Origin of the sequence: Pseudomonas sp. MF6394 (assembly GCF_002018845.1) — a bacterium.
Taxonomy (GTDB): Bacteria; Pseudomonadota; Gammaproteobacteria; order Pseudomonadales; family Pseudomonadaceae; genus Aquipseudomonas; species Aquipseudomonas lactis.
Genome location: NZ_MVOJ01000002.1, coordinates 273,115 through 288,761 on the forward strand (window position 1 = coordinate 273,115; position 15,647 = coordinate 288,761).

The 15,647-nt window shown below is 60.6% G+C and carries 20 protein-coding genes; 12 read left to right on the plus strand and 8 right to left on the minus strand.

Annotated elements, in window-relative coordinates:
• The first annotated feature begins 19 nt into the window (after positions 1–19).
• The 3 genes from hisG (at position 20) to hisC (ending at position 3,156) form a co-directional block, all read left to right on the plus strand.
• Complete coding sequence (gene hisG / locus MF6394_RS03975; protein WP_003188599.1) at positions 20–655, plus strand: ATP phosphoribosyltransferase; 636 nt, start codon at positions 20–22, stop codon at positions 653–655.
• Positions 656–783: 128 nt separating this feature from the next.
• Positions 784–2,100, plus strand: a complete 1,317-nt coding sequence (gene hisD / locus MF6394_RS03980) for a histidinol dehydrogenase (protein WP_003188601.1) — start codon at positions 784–786, stop codon at positions 2,098–2,100.
• 3 nt (positions 2,101–2,103) lie between these two features.
• A complete protein-coding gene (gene hisC / locus MF6394_RS03985) occupies positions 2,104–3,156 on the plus strand; it encodes a histidinol-phosphate transaminase (protein ID WP_078466209.1) in 1,053 nt (350 codons plus the stop codon).
• A 129-nt stretch (positions 3,157–3,285) separates the two neighbouring features.
• On the opposite strand, the gene MF6394_RS03990 is transcribed toward hisC, so the two are convergent.
• Together MF6394_RS03990 and upp are read right to left on the minus strand one after the other, a co-directional pair.
• Positions 3,286–4,563 carry a uracil-xanthine permease family protein gene (locus MF6394_RS03990; protein ID WP_032893544.1) on the minus strand — a complete coding sequence of 426 codons (1,278 nt, stop codon included), beginning with the start codon at positions 4,561–4,563 and terminating at the stop codon, positions 3,286–3,288.
• A gap of 2 nt (positions 4,564–4,565) precedes the next feature.
• A complete protein-coding gene (upp, locus tag MF6394_RS03995; protein WP_003188608.1) occupies positions 4,566–5,204 on the minus strand; it encodes a uracil phosphoribosyltransferase in 639 nt (212 codons plus the stop codon).
• 164 nt (positions 5,205–5,368) lie between these two features.
• Between upp and MF6394_RS04000 the strand changes: the two genes are divergently transcribed.
• The 3 genes from MF6394_RS04000 to MF6394_RS04010 all read left to right on the plus strand — a co-directional run bounded on the left by MF6394_RS04000 (position 5,369) and on the right by MF6394_RS04010 (position 6,885).
• Positions 5,369–5,926, plus strand: a complete 558-nt coding sequence (locus MF6394_RS04000; RefSeq protein WP_003188610.1) for a hypoxanthine-guanine phosphoribosyltransferase — start codon at positions 5,369–5,371, stop codon at positions 5,924–5,926.
• Positions 5,927–5,929: 3 nt separating this feature from the next.
• A complete protein-coding gene (locus MF6394_RS04005; RefSeq protein ID WP_078466210.1) occupies positions 5,930–6,397 on the plus strand; it encodes a WbuC family cupin fold metalloprotein in 468 nt (155 codons plus the stop codon).
• 200 nt (positions 6,398–6,597) lie between these two features.
• Positions 6,598–6,885, plus strand: coding sequence for a PA4642 family protein (locus tag MF6394_RS04010; RefSeq protein WP_047712602.1), 288 nt, complete (start codon positions 6,598–6,600; stop codon positions 6,883–6,885).
• Positions 6,886–6,988: 103 nt separating this feature from the next.
• On the opposite strand, the gene mqo is transcribed toward MF6394_RS04010, so the two are convergent.
• The 3 genes from mqo to MF6394_RS04020 form a co-directional block, all read right to left on the minus strand.
• Positions 6,989–8,527 carry a malate dehydrogenase (quinone) gene (gene mqo, locus MF6394_RS04015; protein WP_034134879.1) on the minus strand — a complete coding sequence of 513 codons (1,539 nt, stop codon included), beginning with the start codon at positions 8,525–8,527 and terminating at the stop codon, positions 6,989–6,991.
• The gene (locus tag MF6394_RS34210) at positions 8,528–8,704 is read right to left on the minus strand and encodes a hypothetical protein (protein ID WP_153475078.1); all 177 of its coding nucleotides are present in this window, start codon (positions 8,702–8,704) and stop codon (positions 8,528–8,530) included.
• 551 nt (positions 8,705–9,255) lie between these two features.
• Positions 9,256–9,489: a hypothetical protein gene (locus MF6394_RS04020; protein ID WP_003188617.1), complete on the minus strand. Its 234-nt coding sequence runs from the start codon at positions 9,487–9,489 to the stop codon at positions 9,256–9,258.
• 182 nt (positions 9,490–9,671) lie between these two features.
• Between MF6394_RS04020 and MF6394_RS04025 the strand changes: the two genes are divergently transcribed.
• Positions 9,672–10,256, plus strand: coding sequence for a YajG family lipoprotein (locus tag MF6394_RS04025; protein WP_014716946.1), 585 nt, complete (start codon positions 9,672–9,674; stop codon positions 10,254–10,256).
• A 59-nt stretch (positions 10,257–10,315) separates the two neighbouring features.
• Here MF6394_RS04025 and MF6394_RS04030 read toward each other — a convergent pair whose 3' ends face one another.
• Positions 10,316–10,525, minus strand: coding sequence for a hypothetical protein (locus MF6394_RS04030; RefSeq protein WP_003188620.1), 210 nt, complete (start codon positions 10,523–10,525; stop codon positions 10,316–10,318).
• Positions 10,526–10,707: 182 nt separating this feature from the next.
• Between MF6394_RS04030 and MF6394_RS04035 the strand changes: the two genes are divergently transcribed.
• A complete protein-coding gene (locus MF6394_RS04035; protein WP_047712603.1) occupies positions 10,708–10,965 on the plus strand; it encodes a hypothetical protein in 258 nt (85 codons plus the stop codon).
• Positions 10,966–11,531: 566 nt separating this feature from the next.
• Here MF6394_RS04035 and MF6394_RS04045 read toward each other — a convergent pair.
• The gene (locus MF6394_RS04045) at positions 11,532–12,695 is read right to left on the minus strand and encodes a 1-acyl-sn-glycerol-3-phosphate acyltransferase (protein WP_169918829.1); all 1,164 of its coding nucleotides are present in this window, start codon (positions 12,693–12,695) and stop codon (positions 11,532–11,534) included.
• Positions 12,696–12,827: 132 nt separating this feature from the next.
• Here MF6394_RS04045 and MF6394_RS04050 point away from each other — a divergent pair, with 132 nt between their 5' ends.
• The 4 genes from MF6394_RS04050 (at position 12,828) to MF6394_RS04065 (ending at position 14,879) form a co-directional block, all read left to right on the plus strand.
• Complete coding sequence (locus tag MF6394_RS04050; protein ID WP_078466211.1) at positions 12,828–13,010, plus strand: CPXCG motif-containing cysteine-rich protein; 183 nt, start codon at positions 12,828–12,830, stop codon at positions 13,008–13,010.
• 11 nt (positions 13,011–13,021) lie between these two features.
• The gene (locus MF6394_RS04055; RefSeq protein WP_003188624.1) at positions 13,022–13,282 is read left to right on the plus strand and encodes a putative signal transducing protein; all 261 of its coding nucleotides are present in this window, start codon (positions 13,022–13,024) and stop codon (positions 13,280–13,282) included.
• 37 nt (positions 13,283–13,319) lie between these two features.
• Positions 13,320–13,940 carry an SOS response-associated peptidase gene (locus MF6394_RS04060; RefSeq protein WP_044273725.1) on the plus strand — a complete coding sequence of 207 codons (621 nt, stop codon included), beginning with the start codon at positions 13,320–13,322 and terminating at the stop codon, positions 13,938–13,940.
• A 120-nt stretch (positions 13,941–14,060) separates the two neighbouring features.
• Positions 14,061–14,879 (plus strand): M48 family metallopeptidase, encoded by an 819-nt coding sequence (locus MF6394_RS04065; protein WP_014716953.1) that lies wholly within the window; start codon positions 14,061–14,063, stop codon positions 14,877–14,879.
• Positions 14,880–14,999: 120 nt separating this feature from the next.
• On the opposite strand, the gene MF6394_RS04070 is transcribed toward MF6394_RS04065, so the two are convergent.
• Entirely contained in the window at positions 15,000–15,584 is a 585-nt protein-coding gene (locus MF6394_RS04070; protein WP_078466212.1) for a TMEM165/GDT1 family protein, read from the minus strand.
• Between the last annotated feature and the right edge of the window lie 63 nt (positions 15,585–15,647).

Here is a 15,647-nt window from a genome sequence, read left to right on the forward strand (position 1 = left end):
TGAAGGACTGACATTTCCCATGTTGACCATCGCACTGTCCAAGGGCCGCATCCTTGACGACACGTTGCCGCTTCTGGCTGAAGCGGGCATCGTGCCGACCGAGAATCCGGACAAGAGCCGCAAGCTGATCATCCCCACGACCCAGGACGACGTGCGCCTGCTGATCGTGCGGGCTACCGACGTGCCGACCTACGTTGAACATGGCGCCGCCGACCTGGGGGTTGCCGGCAAGGACGTGCTGATGGAATACGGCGGCCAGGGCCTGTACGAGCCCTTGGACCTTCGCATCGCGCTGTGCAAGCTGATGACCGCCGGCCGTGTCGGTGATGTCGAGCCCAAGGGGCGCCTACGTGTCGCCACCAAGTTCGTCAACGTTGCCAAGCGCTACTACGCCGAACAAGGTCGTCAGGTCGATATCATCAAGCTCTACGGCTCCATGGAGCTGGCACCGCTGATCGGCCTGGCCGACAAGATCATCGACGTGGTAGACACCGGCAACACCCTGCGTGCCAACGGTCTGGAACCCCAGGATTTCATCGCTGACATCAGCTCCCGCCTGATCGTCAACAAGGCATCGATGAAGATGCAGCACGCCCGTATCCAGGCGTTGATCGACACCCTGCGCAAGGCAGTGGAGTCTCGACACCGCGGTTGACTCACCCGCGTAGCTGAAAAGCTGCGCCCGTCTATCCGCCTCATAGCCAGAATTCTCAGGTGCCCAAGCGGAAACGACTGCTAGTTTAGGGCGCCTGAGTTTTTGCCAATTCTATTGAGGCCCTCGCTATGACCACGTCCACTGCAATTGCCCGACTCAACGCTGCCGACCCGGATTTCGCCCATCATCTGGATCATCTGCTGAGCTGGGAAAGCGTGTCTGACGACTCGGTCAACCAGCGGGTGCTCGACATCATCAAGGCCGTGCGTGAGCGCGGTGATGCGGCGCTGGTGGACTTCACCCGCCAGTTCGACGGCTTGGACGTAAAGTCCATGGCCGACCTGATCCTGCCGCGTGAACGCCTGGAGCTGGCGCTGACGCGCATCACCGCGCCACAGCGCGAAGCCCTGGAAGTGGCTGCGGCGCGGGTACGCAGCTATCACGAAAAACAGAAGCAGGACTCCTGGAGCTACACCGAGGCCGACGGCACGGTGCTGGGCCAGAAGGTCACGCCACTGGACCGCGCCGGCCTGTACGTGCCGGGCGGTAAAGCGTCGTATCCATCGTCGGTGTTGATGAATGCGATCCCGGCCAAAGTCGCCGGCGTGACCGAAGTGGTCATGGTGGTGCCGACCCCCCGTGGCGAAATCAACGAGCTGGTACTGGCTGCCGCCTGCATCGCCGGCGTCGACCGCGTGTTCACCATCGGTGGCGCCCAGGCCGTCGCGGCGCTGGCCTATGGCACCGAAAGCGTGCCGAAGGTCGACAAGGTGGTTGGCCCTGGCAATATCTACGTGGCGACGGCCAAGCGCCATGTATTTGGCCAGGTCGGTATCGACATGATCGCCGGCCCCTCGGAAATCCTCGTGGTGTGTGACGGCCAGACCGACCCGGACTGGATCGCCATGGACCTGTTCTCCCAGGCGGAGCACGATGAAGACGCCCAGGCGATCCTGGTCAGCCCCGATGCCGAGTTCCTCGACAAGGTCGCCGCCAGCATTAATAAGCTGCTGCCGACCATGGAGCGTGCCGAGATCATCGAGAAGTCGATCAACGGCCGTGGTGCGCTGATTCTGGTGCGTGACATGGAGCAGGCCATCGAAGTGGCCAACCGTATCGCACCGGAGCACCTTGAGCTGTCCGTAGCGGACCCACAGGCCTGGTTGCCGTCGATCCGTCACGCCGGGGCGATCTTCATGGGCCGCCACACCAGCGAAGCCCTGGGCGACTACTGCGCCGGCCCCAACCACGTGTTGCCGACCTCCGGCACTGCACGTTTCTCGTCGCCGCTGGGGGTGTACGACTTCCAGAAGCGCTCGTCGATTATCTTCTGCTCGCCACAAGGCGCTTCCGAGCTGGGCAAGACCGCCTCGGTGCTGGCCCGTGGTGAATCCCTCAGCGCGCACGCACGCAGCGCCGAATACCGCATCGTCAAGGGAGAGTAAGGCATGAGCAAATTCTGGAGCCCTTTCGTCAAGGACCTGGTGCCTTACGTACCCGGTGAGCAACCGAAGCTGACCAAGCTGGTCAAGCTCAACACCAATGAAAACCCCTACGGCCCATCGCCCAAGGCGCTGGCGGCAATGCAGGCCGAGTTGAACGACAACTTGCGCCTGTACCCAGACCCCAACAGCGACCTGCTCAAGCAGGCCGTGGCCAGGTATTACGGGATCGACGCCGGCAAGGTGTTCCTGGGCAACGGTTCCGATGAAGTCCTGGCGCACATCTTCCATGGCCTGTTCCAGCACGATCTGCCGCTGCTGTTCCCGGATATCAGCTACAGCTTCTATCCGGTGTACTGCGGCCTGTACGGCATCACGTTCGACGCGGTGGCATTGGACGAGCAGTTCCAGATTCGCGCCGCTGACTATGCCAGGCCCAACGGCGGGATCATCTTCCCCAACCCGAACGCGCCCACCGGCTGCGTACTGGCGCTGGACGCGGTAGAGCAGATCCTCAAGGCCAGCCCGGATTCGGTGGTGGTGGTCGATGAAGCCTATATCGACTTCGGCGGCGAAACTGCCATCAGCCTGGTCGATCGTTACCCGAACCTGCTGGTGACCCAGACCCTGTCCAAATCGCGCTCACTGGCCGGTTTGCGCGTAGGCCTGGCCGTGGGCCACCCAGACCTGATCGAGGCGCTGGAGCGGGTCAAGAACAGCTTCAACTCCTACCCATTGGATCGGTTGGCGATTGTTGGCGCGGCGGCCGCGTTTGACGACCGTGAATACTTCGAGATGACCACTCAGTGGGTGATCGACAGCCGCAACCAGGTCGTCGCGCAATTAGAGAGCAAGGGGTTTGAGGTGTTGCCGTCGGCGGCGAACTTCATCTTCGCGCGTCACCCGCGGCATGATGCTGCTGGGCTGGCCGCCAAGTTGCGTGAGCAAGGGGTGATTGTGCGGCACTTCAAGCAGGAGCGGATTGCCCAGTTCCTGCGGATCAGCATCGGGACGCCGGAGCAGAACCAGGCGCTGGTCGACGGGCTCGGCGAGCTCTAAGTCGCACAGAAGATCAAAAAAATGTGGGAGCGGGCTTGCTCGCGAAAGCGGTTTATCAGTCACACAACTAGTGACTGACACTGCGCCTTCGCGAGCAAGCCCGCTCCCACATTTGGTTTGTGGCGTTGGTTAGATCAGCGGCTCATCATCCGGCTTCTTGTTCTTCCAGCCATCATTGCCCGGCAGCAGCAAGTTCAAGCCAATCGCTACCACCGCACACAGGGCAATGCCCTTGAGGCCGAAATCATCCGGGCCGGTGCCGGTACCCACCAGCACACCGCCAATCCCGAACACCAGCGTGACCGACACAATCACCAGGTTGCGCGCCTCGCCCAGGTCGATCTTGTGGCGAATCAGCGTGTTCATCCCCACCGCAGCAATCGAGCCGAACAGCAGGCACAGAATCCCGCCCATCACCGGCACGGGGATGCTCTGCAGCAGCGCGCCGAACTTGCCGATGAACGCCAGGCTGATGGCAAACACTGCCGCCCAGGTCATGATTTTCGGGTTGTAGTTCTTGGTCAGCATCACGGCGCCGGTCACTTCGGCGTAGGTGGTGTTTGGCGGGCCGCCAAACATGCCGGCAGCCGTGGTGGCGATACCGTCACCCAGCAGCGTGCGATGCAGGCCAGGCTTTTTCAGGTAATCGCGGCCGGTCACGCTGCCTACCGCAATCACGCCACCGATATGCTCGATCGCCGGGGCCAGGGCCACCGGGACGATAAACAGGATCGCCTGCCAGTTGAACTCCGGCGCGGTGAAGTGGGGCAGGGCGAACCACGGTGCGGCGGCGATTTTCGCCGTGTCGACCACACCAAAGTAGAACGACATGGCAAAGCCCACCAGCACACCGGAGATGATCGGCACCAGGCGGAAAATGCCCTTGCCGAACACGGCCACGATCAAGGTGGTGAGCAGCGCGGGCATCGAGATCAGCATCGCGGTCTGATAATGGATCAACTCGGCACCGTCGCCGGACTTGCCCATGGCCATATTGGCGGCAATCGGCGCCATGGCCAGGCCGATCGAGATGATCACCGGGCCGATGACCACGGGCGGCAGCAGCCGGTCGATAAAACCGGTGCCCTTGACCTTCACGGCCAGGCCCAGGAACGTATAGACGAAACCCGCCGCCATCACCCCGCCCATGGTCGCCGCCAGGCCGAACTGGCCCTTGGCGAGAATGATCGGGGTGATGAACGCGAAGCTCGATGCCAGAAATACCGGCACCTGCCGCCCTGTCACCACCTGGAACAGCAACGTGCCCAGGCCTGCGGTAAACAGCGCGACGTTTGGATCAAGACCTGTGATCAGCGGCATCAACACCAGCGCGCCAAATGCTACGAAGAGCATTTGTGCGCCAGACAGGATCTGGCGCCAAAGCGGGTCGTTGAATTCATCCTGCATGCTCACGCGTCCTTCTGCTTGGTGCCGAAGATCTTGTCACCGGCATCGCCAAGGCCCGGGATGATGTAGCCGTGTTCGTTCAGGCGCTCATCGATGGATGCGGTGTAGATCTGTACATCCGGATGGGCCTTCTCGACGGCGGCGATGCCTTCGGGCGCGGCCACCAGCACCATGGCGCGGATGTCCCGGCAACCGGCTTTTTTCAGCAGGTCGATGGTGGCAACCATGGAACTGCCGGTGGCGAGCATCGGGTCGATGATCATGGCCAGGCGTTCGTTGATTTCCGGGACGAGTTTTTCCAGGTAGGTGTGGGCCTGCAGCGTTTCCTCGTTGCGGGCCACGCCCACGGCGCTGACCTTGGCGCCCGGAATCAGGCTGAGCACCCCTTCAAGCATGCCGATACCGGCGCGCAGGATAGGGACGACGGTAATTTTCTTACCGGCGATTTTCTCCACCTGTACGGGACCGGCCCAACCGGGGATCTCGTAGGTTTCCAGGGGCAAATCCTTGGTGGCTTCGTAAGTGAGCAACGCTCCGACTTCCTGAGCAAGCTCACGGAAGTTCTTCGTGCTAATGTCGGCACGGCGCATAAGGCCGAGTTTGTGTCGGATCAGCGGGTGGCGGATCTCGCGAGTGGGCATAGGAAAGGCTCCGGCGGCGGGCAAAAAAACCGGCCTAGATTAATCTATCCGAGGGTGTTGTCCTATAGACATCAAGTACGTTAGTCCATAAAGGCTTGATTGGAGCGCACGAGAAGCGTACCTTCGCCCGCTTTTCTTGCCACAGCACCCCCTTGGAGAGCGCCATGTCTGCTGATCTCGAGCATATCCGTCAAATCATGCACGAGGCTGACTGCCTGTACACCGAAGCGCAAGTCGAAGCAGCGATCGCCAAGGTCGGCGCGCACATCACCCGCGAAATGGCCGACACCAACCCGGTGGTCTTCTGCGTGATGAACGGTGGCCTGATCTTCGCTGGCAAATTGCTCACTCATCTGCAGTTCCCGCTGGAAGCCTCTTACCTGCACGCCACCCGCTATCGCAATGAAACCAGCGGCGGTGACTTGTTCTGGAAGGCCAAACCGGAAGTGTCGTTCATCGACCGCGATGTGCTGATCATCGATGACATCCTCGATGAAGGTCACACCCTGGGTGCGATCATCGACTTCTGCAAACATGCCGGCGCACGCAAAGTGCACACCGCCGTGCTGATCGACAAAGACCACGACCGCAAGGCGCGCCCAGAGCTCAAAGCCGATTTTGTCGGGTTGCCGTGCGTTGACCGTTATATCTTCGGGTATGGCATGGACTACAAGGGCTACTGGCGTAACGCCAATGGCATCTACGCCGTTAAAGGAATGTAATCGATGGCCCGCTTTCTTGATCAGACGCTGTTTGCCGAGTTGGCCGAGAAAGCGGCCGCCAATCCCCGTGGCCGTCAAAACGTTAACTTCCATGAGATGCAAGAGCCTTGTCATCGCATGGCGGTTGGTTTGCAGCCCAGCACCTATGTGCAGCCTCACCGTCACCTGAGCGCCGATAAGGCGGAGACCTTGCTGGTGCTCAAAGGGCGCCTGGGTATCCTGATTTTCAGCGAGACAGGTGAGGTATTGAGCACCCGTGTATTGGAAGCGGGCGGGGAATGCCAGGGCGTCGACCTGTCGCCCGGCGTGTTCCATGGCCTGGTAGTGCTTGAGCCGGACAGCATCATGTTTGAATGCAAGGCTGGCCCTTACCGCGCTGTCGGTGAAGGTGAGCTGGCCGACTGGGCACCCCGGGAAGGCGAAGACGGGATGGCGGAGTATCACCGCTGGATGCTTGCCCAGTTCGACTGAACACTGACATCCAAATGTAGGAGCGAGCTTGCTCGCGAAAAACGTCAACGATAACGCGTGCTTCCTGAATAACGCGGCGCCTTTGAGCTTTTCGCGAGCAAGCTCGCTCCTACAGGTATTAGGGGAAGCCCCCTCCCACATCCGGCGTCGCGCAGGTAGACTTCTAGCCCCGTGTAAATGTCTGCAGGCTGGAGTCGGTAATGCGTAAAGATAAGAAACAGGTGATTGGCGACGAAATCGGTGACGACCAGATCAAGTTGTTCCTGAACTTCGAGCCGGTTGATGCGACGTCGCCGTCCCTGCACAAACTGATCAAGGCTTATCGCGGCCTGCGTATCGACGACTTCGAGCGGTTCCTGGGCTTTTTCAAAGCAGCAGGCCTGGACCTGGATGGCAAGGATGAGCATGGCCAGACCTTCGTTGACCTGATCAAGGACCAGCGTAACGCCGCCGAATACATCGAGCTGATCGACAACGCCCGCGGCTGATTATCCGAGCCACAAAAAAACGCCCCGGCCTCATGAGAGACCGGGGCGTTTTGCTTTTAACGGTAGGAGCGAGCTTGCTCGTGAAGAGCCCGGGAGCGCTGCGTTAATCCACTTGCGCTGCGTTATCGTTGACGTTTTTCGCGAGCGAGCTCGCGCCTACAGGGTCCACCAGCTCAAGGCTGATGTTGTTCTGCGTGTTGATCTTGCGATACAGCTCGGCGTCCGTCTCCAGCACTTTCTCGCGCGCCGGGAAGATCTCATGCAGCTTGGTGGCCCATTCACCGGCAGCTTTCTGCGGGAAGCAACGCTCGATCAACTCCAGCATGATCGAGACGGTCACCGAGGCGCCTGGGGAGGCACCCAACAGCGCCGCAAGCGAACCGTCCTTGGCTGCGACCAACTCGGTGCCGAATTGCAGCACGCCGCCTTTCTTCGGGTCTTTCTTGATGATCTGCACGCGCTGGCCGGCCACTTCCAGGCGCCAGTCTTCGGCTTTCGCCTCGGGGTAGAAGCGGCGCAGGGATTCCAGGCGCTGTTCCATGGACTGGCGCACTTCGCTGACCAGGTATTTGGTCAGGTCCATGTTGTCGCGGGCCACGGCCAGCATCGGGCCGATGTTGCCGGCGCGAATCGACATCGGCAGGTCAAGGAACGAGCCGTGCTTGAGGAACTTGGTGGTGAAGCCGGCGTATGGCCCGAACAGCAGGGATTTCTTGCCATCCACCACGCGGGTGTCCAGGTGTGGCACGGACATCGGTGGCGAGCCCACGGCTGCCTGGCTGTAGACCTTGGCCTGGTGCTGCTTGACCACTTCCGGGTTGTCGCAACGCAGCCACTGGCCGCTCACCGGGAAGCCGCCGAAGCCTTTGCTTTCTTCGATGCCCGAGGCCTGCAGCAACGGCAGCGCCGCACCGCCAGCGCCGAGGAACACAAACTTGGCATCGACGTCACGGCTGTTGCCGCTGTTGACGTCCTTGATGCTCACGGTCCAGCCAGCGCCGTTGCGCTTGAGGCCGGTCACGCGCTTGCAGTACTTGACCTGGGCGTCTGGCGAACTGGTCAGGTGGCCGAGCAGTTGGTTGGTCAGGGCGCCAAAGTTGACGTCGGTGCCGTTCATCACGCGGGTGGCGGCGATTTTTTCGTCGAGCGGGCGGCCCGGCATCATCAGCGGCATCCACTCGGCCATTTCGCTGCGGTCTTCGGTGTAGTGCATGTCCGAAAACGCGTGGTGCTGGCTGAGGGTCTCAAAGCGCTTCTTGAGGAAGGACACGCCTTTGTCGCCCTGCACGAAGCTCAGGTGCGGCACCGGGCTGATGAACGACTTGGACGAGCCAAAGGTGCCCTTCTTGGTCAGGTAAGCCCAGAACTGCTTCGACACCTCGAACTGGGTGTTGATGTGCACGGCTTTCTTGATGTCGATGGAGCCATCGGCGGCCTGCGGCGTGTAGTTCAGCTCACACAGCCCCGCGTGGCCGGTACCGGCGTTGTTCCACGGGTTGGAACTCTCCGCGGCACCCGAATCCATCAGCTCAACGACTTCCAGCGTGAGGCCGGGGTCGAGCTCTTTGAGCAGTACGGCCAGGGTGGCACTCATGATGCCGGCCCCTACCAGTACTACGTCGACTGCTTCGTTATGCGCCATTTAACGCGTCTCCAAAATCTGCAGCACCAAATTGTCGGCATGGCTGCCAGGAGTGACGGGGCGGTTCACGTGTTGCCCCAGGTTACCCATGGCCAGGATCGCCATGTCCGATTCGCAATTCTTTGCAACTTCAGCACACGCTTCCTGCCGGGCTAATCTGCCTATGAACGCATTCATGGGCGCCTGTGGCAATTCGACTTATGGTCAAAGCGTGCGATTCGTGCAACCAATCCGTAGCGGACAGGCTCAAGCTCCGGTTTTTGAGGCGTGCTCGGTCCTGTGTAATTGGGCTGTTCCAGGCGCTGATGGTGCTTGTACAAACGCCAAACTATTCATTTGCTCGCCACACTCTTGTGAAGTTGTGAAAACCCGTTTTTTCACGCTCTTTTGAAGACGTGAACCTCAAAAAAGGGCTGCCCCAGCCTGGCACCTGGCCCGCAAACCTCTGCCGACACGCGGCAAAACGGGCAAACAACTCAAGTGGCCGAGCGCAATGGCAGCTCTGGCAGATTCGATAAAAGACGGGGTGGTTTGCAAAGGAAACAGCAAGCACGCCAGCTTCACTCGATCTGTGTGGGCGGCTCTCTGTGGGCGATTTTGGGGGCTAATGCCTGGGCATTAACGATGCTGCGAGGCCCGATCAGGAGACGTCCTTATAATCGGGGGGAGATTGTAGCGAAGAACGCCAGGGAAATGGGCGTGTTTTATGACTTTTATTAGGGCGCCGGTCAGGAGGCCAACGCTTGCCGGTGCCGTGGGCGAAAAACCTGCGGGCTGACCCGGGCGCTGGCGGGCAGTGGGCGGTGCATCCAGCCCAGGTGAGTCTCGGTCACTTCCACCCAGCCTTCACCGACGGGCGGCAGGCTGCACTGCTTGAAGGCCAGGCAATGACCGTGAGCATCGAGCAGGGCAAAGTGGCGATGACGGGCGTGCGACATGAACAGGGTCTTGAGAAGGCGCATGGCTGTGTACCTAGTGTGTTACATGCTTGAAGATTGCCAGTGTGGCATGACACTGGGGTGACGAATTTATGCGAATTTGTAATTTGCACAGCGGCTTCAGCCGCCGTTCAGGATCGCTGGTGAGTGGCGCGCGTGCACCGTTATACTGGCGACCTGTCTGCACCTAGTCCTGGAGAAATGCGATGTTGCAACGCCTGTTGTTCGGTTTGATCACTGTGACCAGTTTGACCCTTGTCGGCTGCGCCAACAGCCCGCAACAACTCAGCCCGCAACCTAAAGTCACTGCGCCGTTGGCTGCGGTAGGCCATGGCCAGCCGGTGTCGGTACGCGTGGTCGACGGTCGTCCGTCGCCAACCCTGGGCTCGCGTGGCGGCCTGTATCCTGAGACCGCACTGATTTCGGTGACCGGCCAGGATGTGCTGCCCAAGTTGCAGGCCCAGGCTGAAGCCGCCGTGCGCTTGTTGGGCTTTACGCCGACCAACTCGCCAGGCGTGCCGCAACTGACCGTGACCCTGGCCGAGCTGAAATACCAGTCGCCCAAAGACGGCCTGTATGTGACCGAGGCTTCCATCGGCGCCACCTTCAAGTCCGACGTCAGCGCCGGTACCCGCCGCTACAGTGGCCGCTACGCCGCCTCGCTCAACCAGCGTTTCGGCATGTCGCCCAACCAGGAAACCAACACCAAGCTGGTCAGCGACGTGCTCAGCGATGCCTTGACCCGTCTGTTCAAGGACCCAAGCATCGGTCAACTGCTCAGCGCGCAATAAGCCGCACACAAAAAACCGGGCTCATCGCTGAGCCCGGTTTTTTTGCGCCTGGCGTTTGGTCATGCCGCCGTATCGACATAAAAGTCCAGCATGCTCACACCGGTGAGCAAATCCAGCTCCGGCAGGTCGGCATGCTGGTGCCCGCCGAGGGCGCAATACACCAGCCAATGGCGGTCCTGAACGTTGAACGCGAGGCTGCCGATCAGCGCCTCCTGTTCCTCGCTCTGGGCGATCAGGTACAGCCGATCCTGGTTTTGCGCATGCAACATGACAAGCTCCTCAAGCGTCGAAGGGCAACAGAGTGGCTTGTTAAGGTGACGTTCAGGTGACGGCGTAAATTACTGGATACATTAGCCGTCCATGGGGAAGGAGCATTAAAGGCGCAGGAGGCGACTGTCGTTCAGGTGTGTATCTGGACTGATACCCGAACACTGGTTCACCGAGGTTTGCGATGGCGCTGCCCGCACTGCTCATTAATATTGTTGCCCTGTTGGTTGCCTGCTCGGGCGCCTGGGTGCTGTTCATCACCCGCCTGCATGCCCAGCGTGCAATGGCCGACCTGGCCCTGCGCAGCGAAGAGCGCGCTATCGACCAGCCGATGTTGTTTCTGGATACGCACACCGAACGGGCGCATCGTCTGGCGTACCGCGTCGGGTTCGCCTGCCTTGGCCTGGCCCTGGCCATCTCCTGGCTCAGCACCCACCTCTAATGCCACTGCAAAACCCAATGTGGGAGCGGGCTTGCCCGCGAAGGCGGTGTGTCAGCTAGTGAATCTTTAACTGAACCACCGCTATCGCAGCATCGGTATCTACACAATTCTGTAGCGCTCAACGGTAACCACGATGCGAAGCGAGCCGCTCTTGATCTTGATCTGCTTGTGATCTTGATCTCAGGCGCCCCGTCAAACCACGCTGGCGGATTACGGGCACACCGAGCCTAGGCGAGGTGCCGAGTGGTGGGGCAAGAGCGTTTTGCTTACTTTTGCGCTGTTCAAAAGTGAGCCGCCGTCAGGGCGGAACCTTAAGTGGCCGTTACCTAAATAATGGATATGTACACGGTCCAACTGTGTTGACTGTCAGGCCGTCTTCGCAGGCAAGCCAGCTCCCACATTTGGATTCTGGGGCGCCAGGGAGATAGGCGCCGGGCGTTAGGCCGTCACGGGAGCAAGCTCCCTTGCCACAGGTCCAGCGTCGTATCGAAGTTGTGTAGATACCTATGGCTATCGCAGGCAAGCCAGCTCCCACACTGGCCTGCTCACCTATTTGGGTTGGGTGTTTACAGAGGTATCCCAGCCTTGACTCGGTATTGGTTGCGTACCGGCGTCGCATACTGCACCACCAGGTAAGGCCGGTGCTCCGCCGGGCACTCGTTCAAGCGCCGCTCCCATTCCGCCTTGGCCTTGGCCAACTCATCGGCCGGGAACACGTCCGCGGCCTTGGGCACCTGCAGTTGCGGGTCGGCATCACTCCACTGCGCGTACGCCAGGTAGTGCACCGGGAACAACCGATAGCCGCCCAGGATCTGCCGGTCCATTTCCGCGGCCAGCAGCTTGGTGTCTTCAAAGCGCTCGGTGATCGGCGGCGCAAAGTTCACGTGCACCCGGCCTTTATAGCCGGTAATGCCCAGGGCAATGCTCACATCATCCTCGCCCGGTGCCTTGGTGTAGGTGCCAGTGGTGGCGCGGATATACAGCTCGCGGGCCTTGGCGGCATCGCACGGGTCGTATTCGTAGCTGATGGACACCGGCGTGAGGTTCAACGACTGGATCACCTCGGCAAACGGCTCGTCCTTGCGGCTGACGTGGAACATCTTGAGGATCGCCGATTCGGTACGGTCATCGCCATCCTTGGCCCGGCCTTCAGCCTGGGCGATCCAGATCGACTGGCAGTCGTTGCGGATCGAATGGTTGATGTAGGCCGACAGCAGGTTGTAAGCCGCCATCTTCTCCTTTCGCCCGGTGATCGAACGGTGCACGATGAAGCTCTTGTTCAGGCGCATCAGGTCGCTGACAAACGGCTTTTGCAGCAGGTTGTCACCGATGGCGATGCGTGGCGTCGGCAGGCCGGCGTGGTATACGGCATAGTTGACGAAGGCCGGGTCCATCACGATGTCGCGGTGGTTGGCCAGAAACAGGTAGGCGGTGCCGGATTTCAGTTGCTCGACGCCGGTATAGGTCACGCCGTCGGTCGCCCGGTCGATGGTGTGGTCGACGTAGTACTCGACTTTGTCCTGCAGCGTGGCCACGGTGGTGACGCCCGCGAACTCGCGGCGCAGTTTGCGCGCGATCATCGGTTTGAGCAGCCAGCCCAGGGCGCCGGCAAAGCGCGGGAAGCGGAAGTGGGTCAGGATGTCCAGAAAGGCCTTGTCACTGAACAGACGCGCCAGCACTGCCGGGACTTCGCTGTCGTTGTAAGGTCGGATGGTATCGAATTCGCCCATCATGCTCTCTTGTTAGAAACGGCTAGGGTAAGTAAAGGAAATAGCAGGGGCGGCGTGAGTAAACTGGCTCTGCCGGAAATAGCCCTGTAAATAGACCGGCGATTATACGCACAAGTCACCTGGGAGACTGCGATGCTGGAAACTGCGATGTACGATTGTCCTTATTGTGGCGAAGCGGTCGAGACAACGGTGGATTTGTCTGGCGGGGACCAGACCTATATAGAAGACTGCCAAGTGTGTTGCCGGCCGATCTCGTTCAGCCTTCAAGTCCATGGTGAAGAGTGGATGCTTGAAACCCGCAGCGAAAATGAATAACAGGTACGCCCATGCAGCGAATCTACGAACCGGAAAACCTCATGGAGGGCGAGTTGCTGCAGCAGATGCTTGCCAGTGAAGGCATCGAGGCGCACCTGGTGGGGCGCCATTTGCTCGGCGGCACGGGCGAGTTGCCGATATTCGGCTTGCTGGGGCTGGAGGTCGACAATGACCAGGCCGCCAGCGCCCGCGAGCTGATCACTGCCTATATCGGCGCACAACCGTTGCCCGGCGACGAACCCGACAGCTTCCCCGACGTATTGGTCTGTTAGGCTGTCGGTCGGTTTACCCCAAGAGTCGTGTTGCCCCATGTGTGGACGTTATGCCCTGTTTCGCTGGAACCCTGCCTTTGCTGCCTTGCCCGGCTTCCCCGCCGATCAGCAGGCCCAGTGGAACATTTCCCCCAATGATTCGGTGCTGATCCAGCGCCTGAGCGAGGGCCAGCTCACCCTGGCGCGTGCCCGCTGGGGGCTGACGCCGCCCTGGCTCACCGACCTGTCGCGCACCCCGGCCCACGCCCGCGCCGAAACCCTGGCCGAACAACCGATGTTTCGTGAAGCGTTCCGCCAGCGCCGGTGCCTGCTGCCCGCCAATGGCTTTTATGAATGGCGCGGCACCCAGCGCAAGCGCCCGTACTGGCTCACGCCGGGGGAGGGCTCAACGCTGTTCTTTGCCGCGGTGTGGGAAGCGTATCCGGTGCAGGAGCAGGTATGGCTCAGCACGGCGGTGATTACCCAAGCAGCGCAAAATCAGCGCCGGCCATTGATCCTGGACGCGGCGGGGCAGGCCGCCTGGCTAGACCCAGCGACACCGCTGCCTGTGTTGCAGGGCCTGCTGGCGGCTGAGCCTGCCGTGTTGCGCGAGCGGGTGCTGGCCAATATGGTCAACGATCCGAAGCTCAACGGGCCGGAGTGCCTGACCCCGGCGTGAGCTTTGCCAGTGGTTCCGCGTTCGGATGTATCTGAAATTCAGCGGTTAAACGTCTGGTGTATCTGGCGCAGATACAAATGACCGCCTACGATACGCGCCATGTTTTCAGGGAGCGTGTTCATGAAGAAGTCATTGGTGGTAAGCGGTTTGGTTGCAGCGATGCTGCTGGCGGGTTGTCAGTCGGTCAATACCACCAGCGGCGGCGCCGTTGGGGTAGAGCGCAAGCAGTACATGTTCAGCATGCTGTCGAGTCAGGAAGTCGACCAGATGTATGCCCAGTCTTATCAGCAGACTCTGGGTGAAGCCAGCAGCAAAGGGGTGTTGGACAAGACCAGCGCCAACGCCAAGCGCGTGCAAGCCATTGCCAAGCGCCTGATCGCCCAGGCTCCGACCTTCCGTGCGGATGCCGCCCAGTGGAACTGGGACGTAAACCTGATCAAAAGTGATGAGATGAACGCCAACTGCGGGCCTGGCGGCAAGATCCTGGTGTACAGCGGCTTGATCGACAACCTCAAGCTCACCGATGACGAACTGGCTGCGGTAATGGGCCATGAAATCGCCCACGCCTTGCGTGAACACGGCCGCGAAGCCATGTCCAAGGCCTACGGTATCCAGATGGCCAAACAGGGCGCCGGGGCAATATTCGGTCTCGGCCAGGACAGCCTGGCGCTGGCCGATACCGTGGCCAACTACGGCATGACCTTGCCCAACAGCCGCAGCAATGAAAACGAAGCCGACCTGATCGGCCTGGAACTGGCCGCCCGCGCTGGCTACAACCCGAACGCGGCGATCACGCTGTGGAACAAGATGGCCAAGGCTTCGGAAGGCGCACCGCCGGAATTCATGAGCACTCACCCGGCTTCCGACAGCCGCATCGCGTCGCTGCAGGCGGCGATTCCGAAGGTAATGCCGCTTTACCAGCAGGCCAAGAAGTCCTGATCGACGCCGTGTAGGAGCGAGCTTGCTCGCGAGAAACGTCAGCGATAACGCGTGTTGCCTGAATAAACGCGGCGCCGGTGAGTTTTTCGCGAGCAAGCTCGCTCCTACAGGCATCAGGGCTTAGATCCAGCCGCTGCTTTGCATGGCCTTGTACACCGCAACAATCGCCAGCACGAAGAACGCCGTAGCCGCCAAGCGACGAATCAAGGTCAGCGGCAGTTTATCCGCGGCAAAATTCCCCGCCAGCACCACTGGTACGTTGGCAATCAACATGCCTAGGGTGGTACCGATAATCACCAGCCACAGTTCCGGGTATTGCGCCGCCAGCATCACCGTGGCGATCTGGGTCTTGTCGCCGATTTCGGCGAGGAAGAACGCAATCAGGGTGGTCAGGAAGGGCCCGAACTTACGGGTAGTACTGGCTTCGTCATCATCGAGTTTGTCCGGCACCAGGGTCCACAGCGCTGTGGCGCAGAGGCTTGCGGCGAGGATCCAGTGCAGCACCGCATCCGAGAAGAAACTCCCGAACCAGGCGCCCACGGCACCGGCCGCCGCATGGTTGGCCAGGGTGGCGGCGACGATGCCGGCGATGATCGGCCAGGGCTTGCGAAAGCGAGCAGCAAGGATGAGTGCGAGCAGTTGCGTCTTGTCGCCGATTTCGGCCAAGGCAACGATTGCGGTAGGAACGAGTAGTGAATCCAGCATCAGGTAGTTTCCAGGGGCGGGTCGACACGGCTATGACACGTACAGCCTTCCCGCCCCGGGTAA

Excerpts from the sequence above, each read along its gene's own strand:
- hisG (WP_003188599.1), top strand. The coding sequence starts at position 20 with ATGTTGACCATCGCACTGTCCAAGGGCCGCATCCTTGACGACACGTTG.
- hisD (WP_003188601.1), top strand. The coding sequence starts at position 784 with ATGACCACGTCCACTGCAATTGCCCGACTCAACGCTGCCGACCCGGAT.
- hisC (WP_078466209.1), top strand. The coding sequence starts at position 2,104 with ATGAGCAAATTCTGGAGCCCTTTCGTCAAGGACCTGGTGCCTTACGTA.
- MF6394_RS03990 (WP_032893544.1), bottom strand. The coding sequence starts at position 4,563 with ATGCAGGATGAATTCAACGACCCGCTTTGGCGCCAGATCCTGTCTGGC.
- upp (WP_003188608.1), bottom strand. The coding sequence starts at position 5,204 with ATGCCCACTCGCGAGATCCGCCACCCGCTGATCCGACACAAACTCGGC.
- MF6394_RS04000 (WP_003188610.1), top strand. The coding sequence starts at position 5,369 with ATGTCTGCTGATCTCGAGCATATCCGTCAAATCATGCACGAGGCTGAC.
- MF6394_RS04005 (WP_078466210.1), top strand. The coding sequence starts at position 5,930 with ATGGCCCGCTTTCTTGATCAGACGCTGTTTGCCGAGTTGGCCGAGAAA.
- MF6394_RS04010 (WP_047712602.1), top strand. The coding sequence starts at position 6,598 with ATGCGTAAAGATAAGAAACAGGTGATTGGCGACGAAATCGGTGACGAC.
- mqo (WP_034134879.1), bottom strand. The coding sequence starts at position 8,527 with ATGGCGCATAACGAAGCAGTCGACGTAGTACTGGTAGGGGCCGGCATC.
- MF6394_RS34210 (WP_153475078.1), bottom strand. The coding sequence starts at position 8,704 with ATGAATGCGTTCATAGGCAGATTAGCCCGGCAGGAAGCGTGTGCTGAA.
- MF6394_RS04020 (WP_003188617.1), bottom strand. The coding sequence starts at position 9,489 with ATGCGCCTTCTCAAGACCCTGTTCATGTCGCACGCCCGTCATCGCCAC.
- MF6394_RS04025 (WP_014716946.1), top strand. The coding sequence starts at position 9,672 with ATGTTGCAACGCCTGTTGTTCGGTTTGATCACTGTGACCAGTTTGACC.
- MF6394_RS04030 (WP_003188620.1), bottom strand. The coding sequence starts at position 10,525 with ATGTTGCATGCGCAAAACCAGGATCGGCTGTACCTGATCGCCCAGAGC.
- MF6394_RS04035 (WP_047712603.1), top strand. The coding sequence starts at position 10,708 with ATGGCGCTGCCCGCACTGCTCATTAATATTGTTGCCCTGTTGGTTGCC.
- MF6394_RS04045 (WP_169918829.1), bottom strand. The coding sequence starts at position 12,695 with ATGGGCGAATTCGATACCATCCGACCTTACAACGACAGCGAAGTCCCG.
- MF6394_RS04050 (WP_078466211.1), top strand. The coding sequence starts at position 12,828 with ATGCTGGAAACTGCGATGTACGATTGTCCTTATTGTGGCGAAGCGGTC.
- MF6394_RS04055 (WP_003188624.1), top strand. The coding sequence starts at position 13,022 with ATGCAGCGAATCTACGAACCGGAAAACCTCATGGAGGGCGAGTTGCTG.
- MF6394_RS04060 (WP_044273725.1), top strand. The coding sequence starts at position 13,320 with ATGTGTGGACGTTATGCCCTGTTTCGCTGGAACCCTGCCTTTGCTGCC.
- MF6394_RS04065 (WP_014716953.1), top strand. The coding sequence starts at position 14,061 with ATGAAGAAGTCATTGGTGGTAAGCGGTTTGGTTGCAGCGATGCTGCTG.
- MF6394_RS04070 (WP_078466212.1), bottom strand. The coding sequence starts at position 15,584 with ATGCTGGATTCACTACTCGTTCCTACCGCAATCGTTGCCTTGGCCGAA.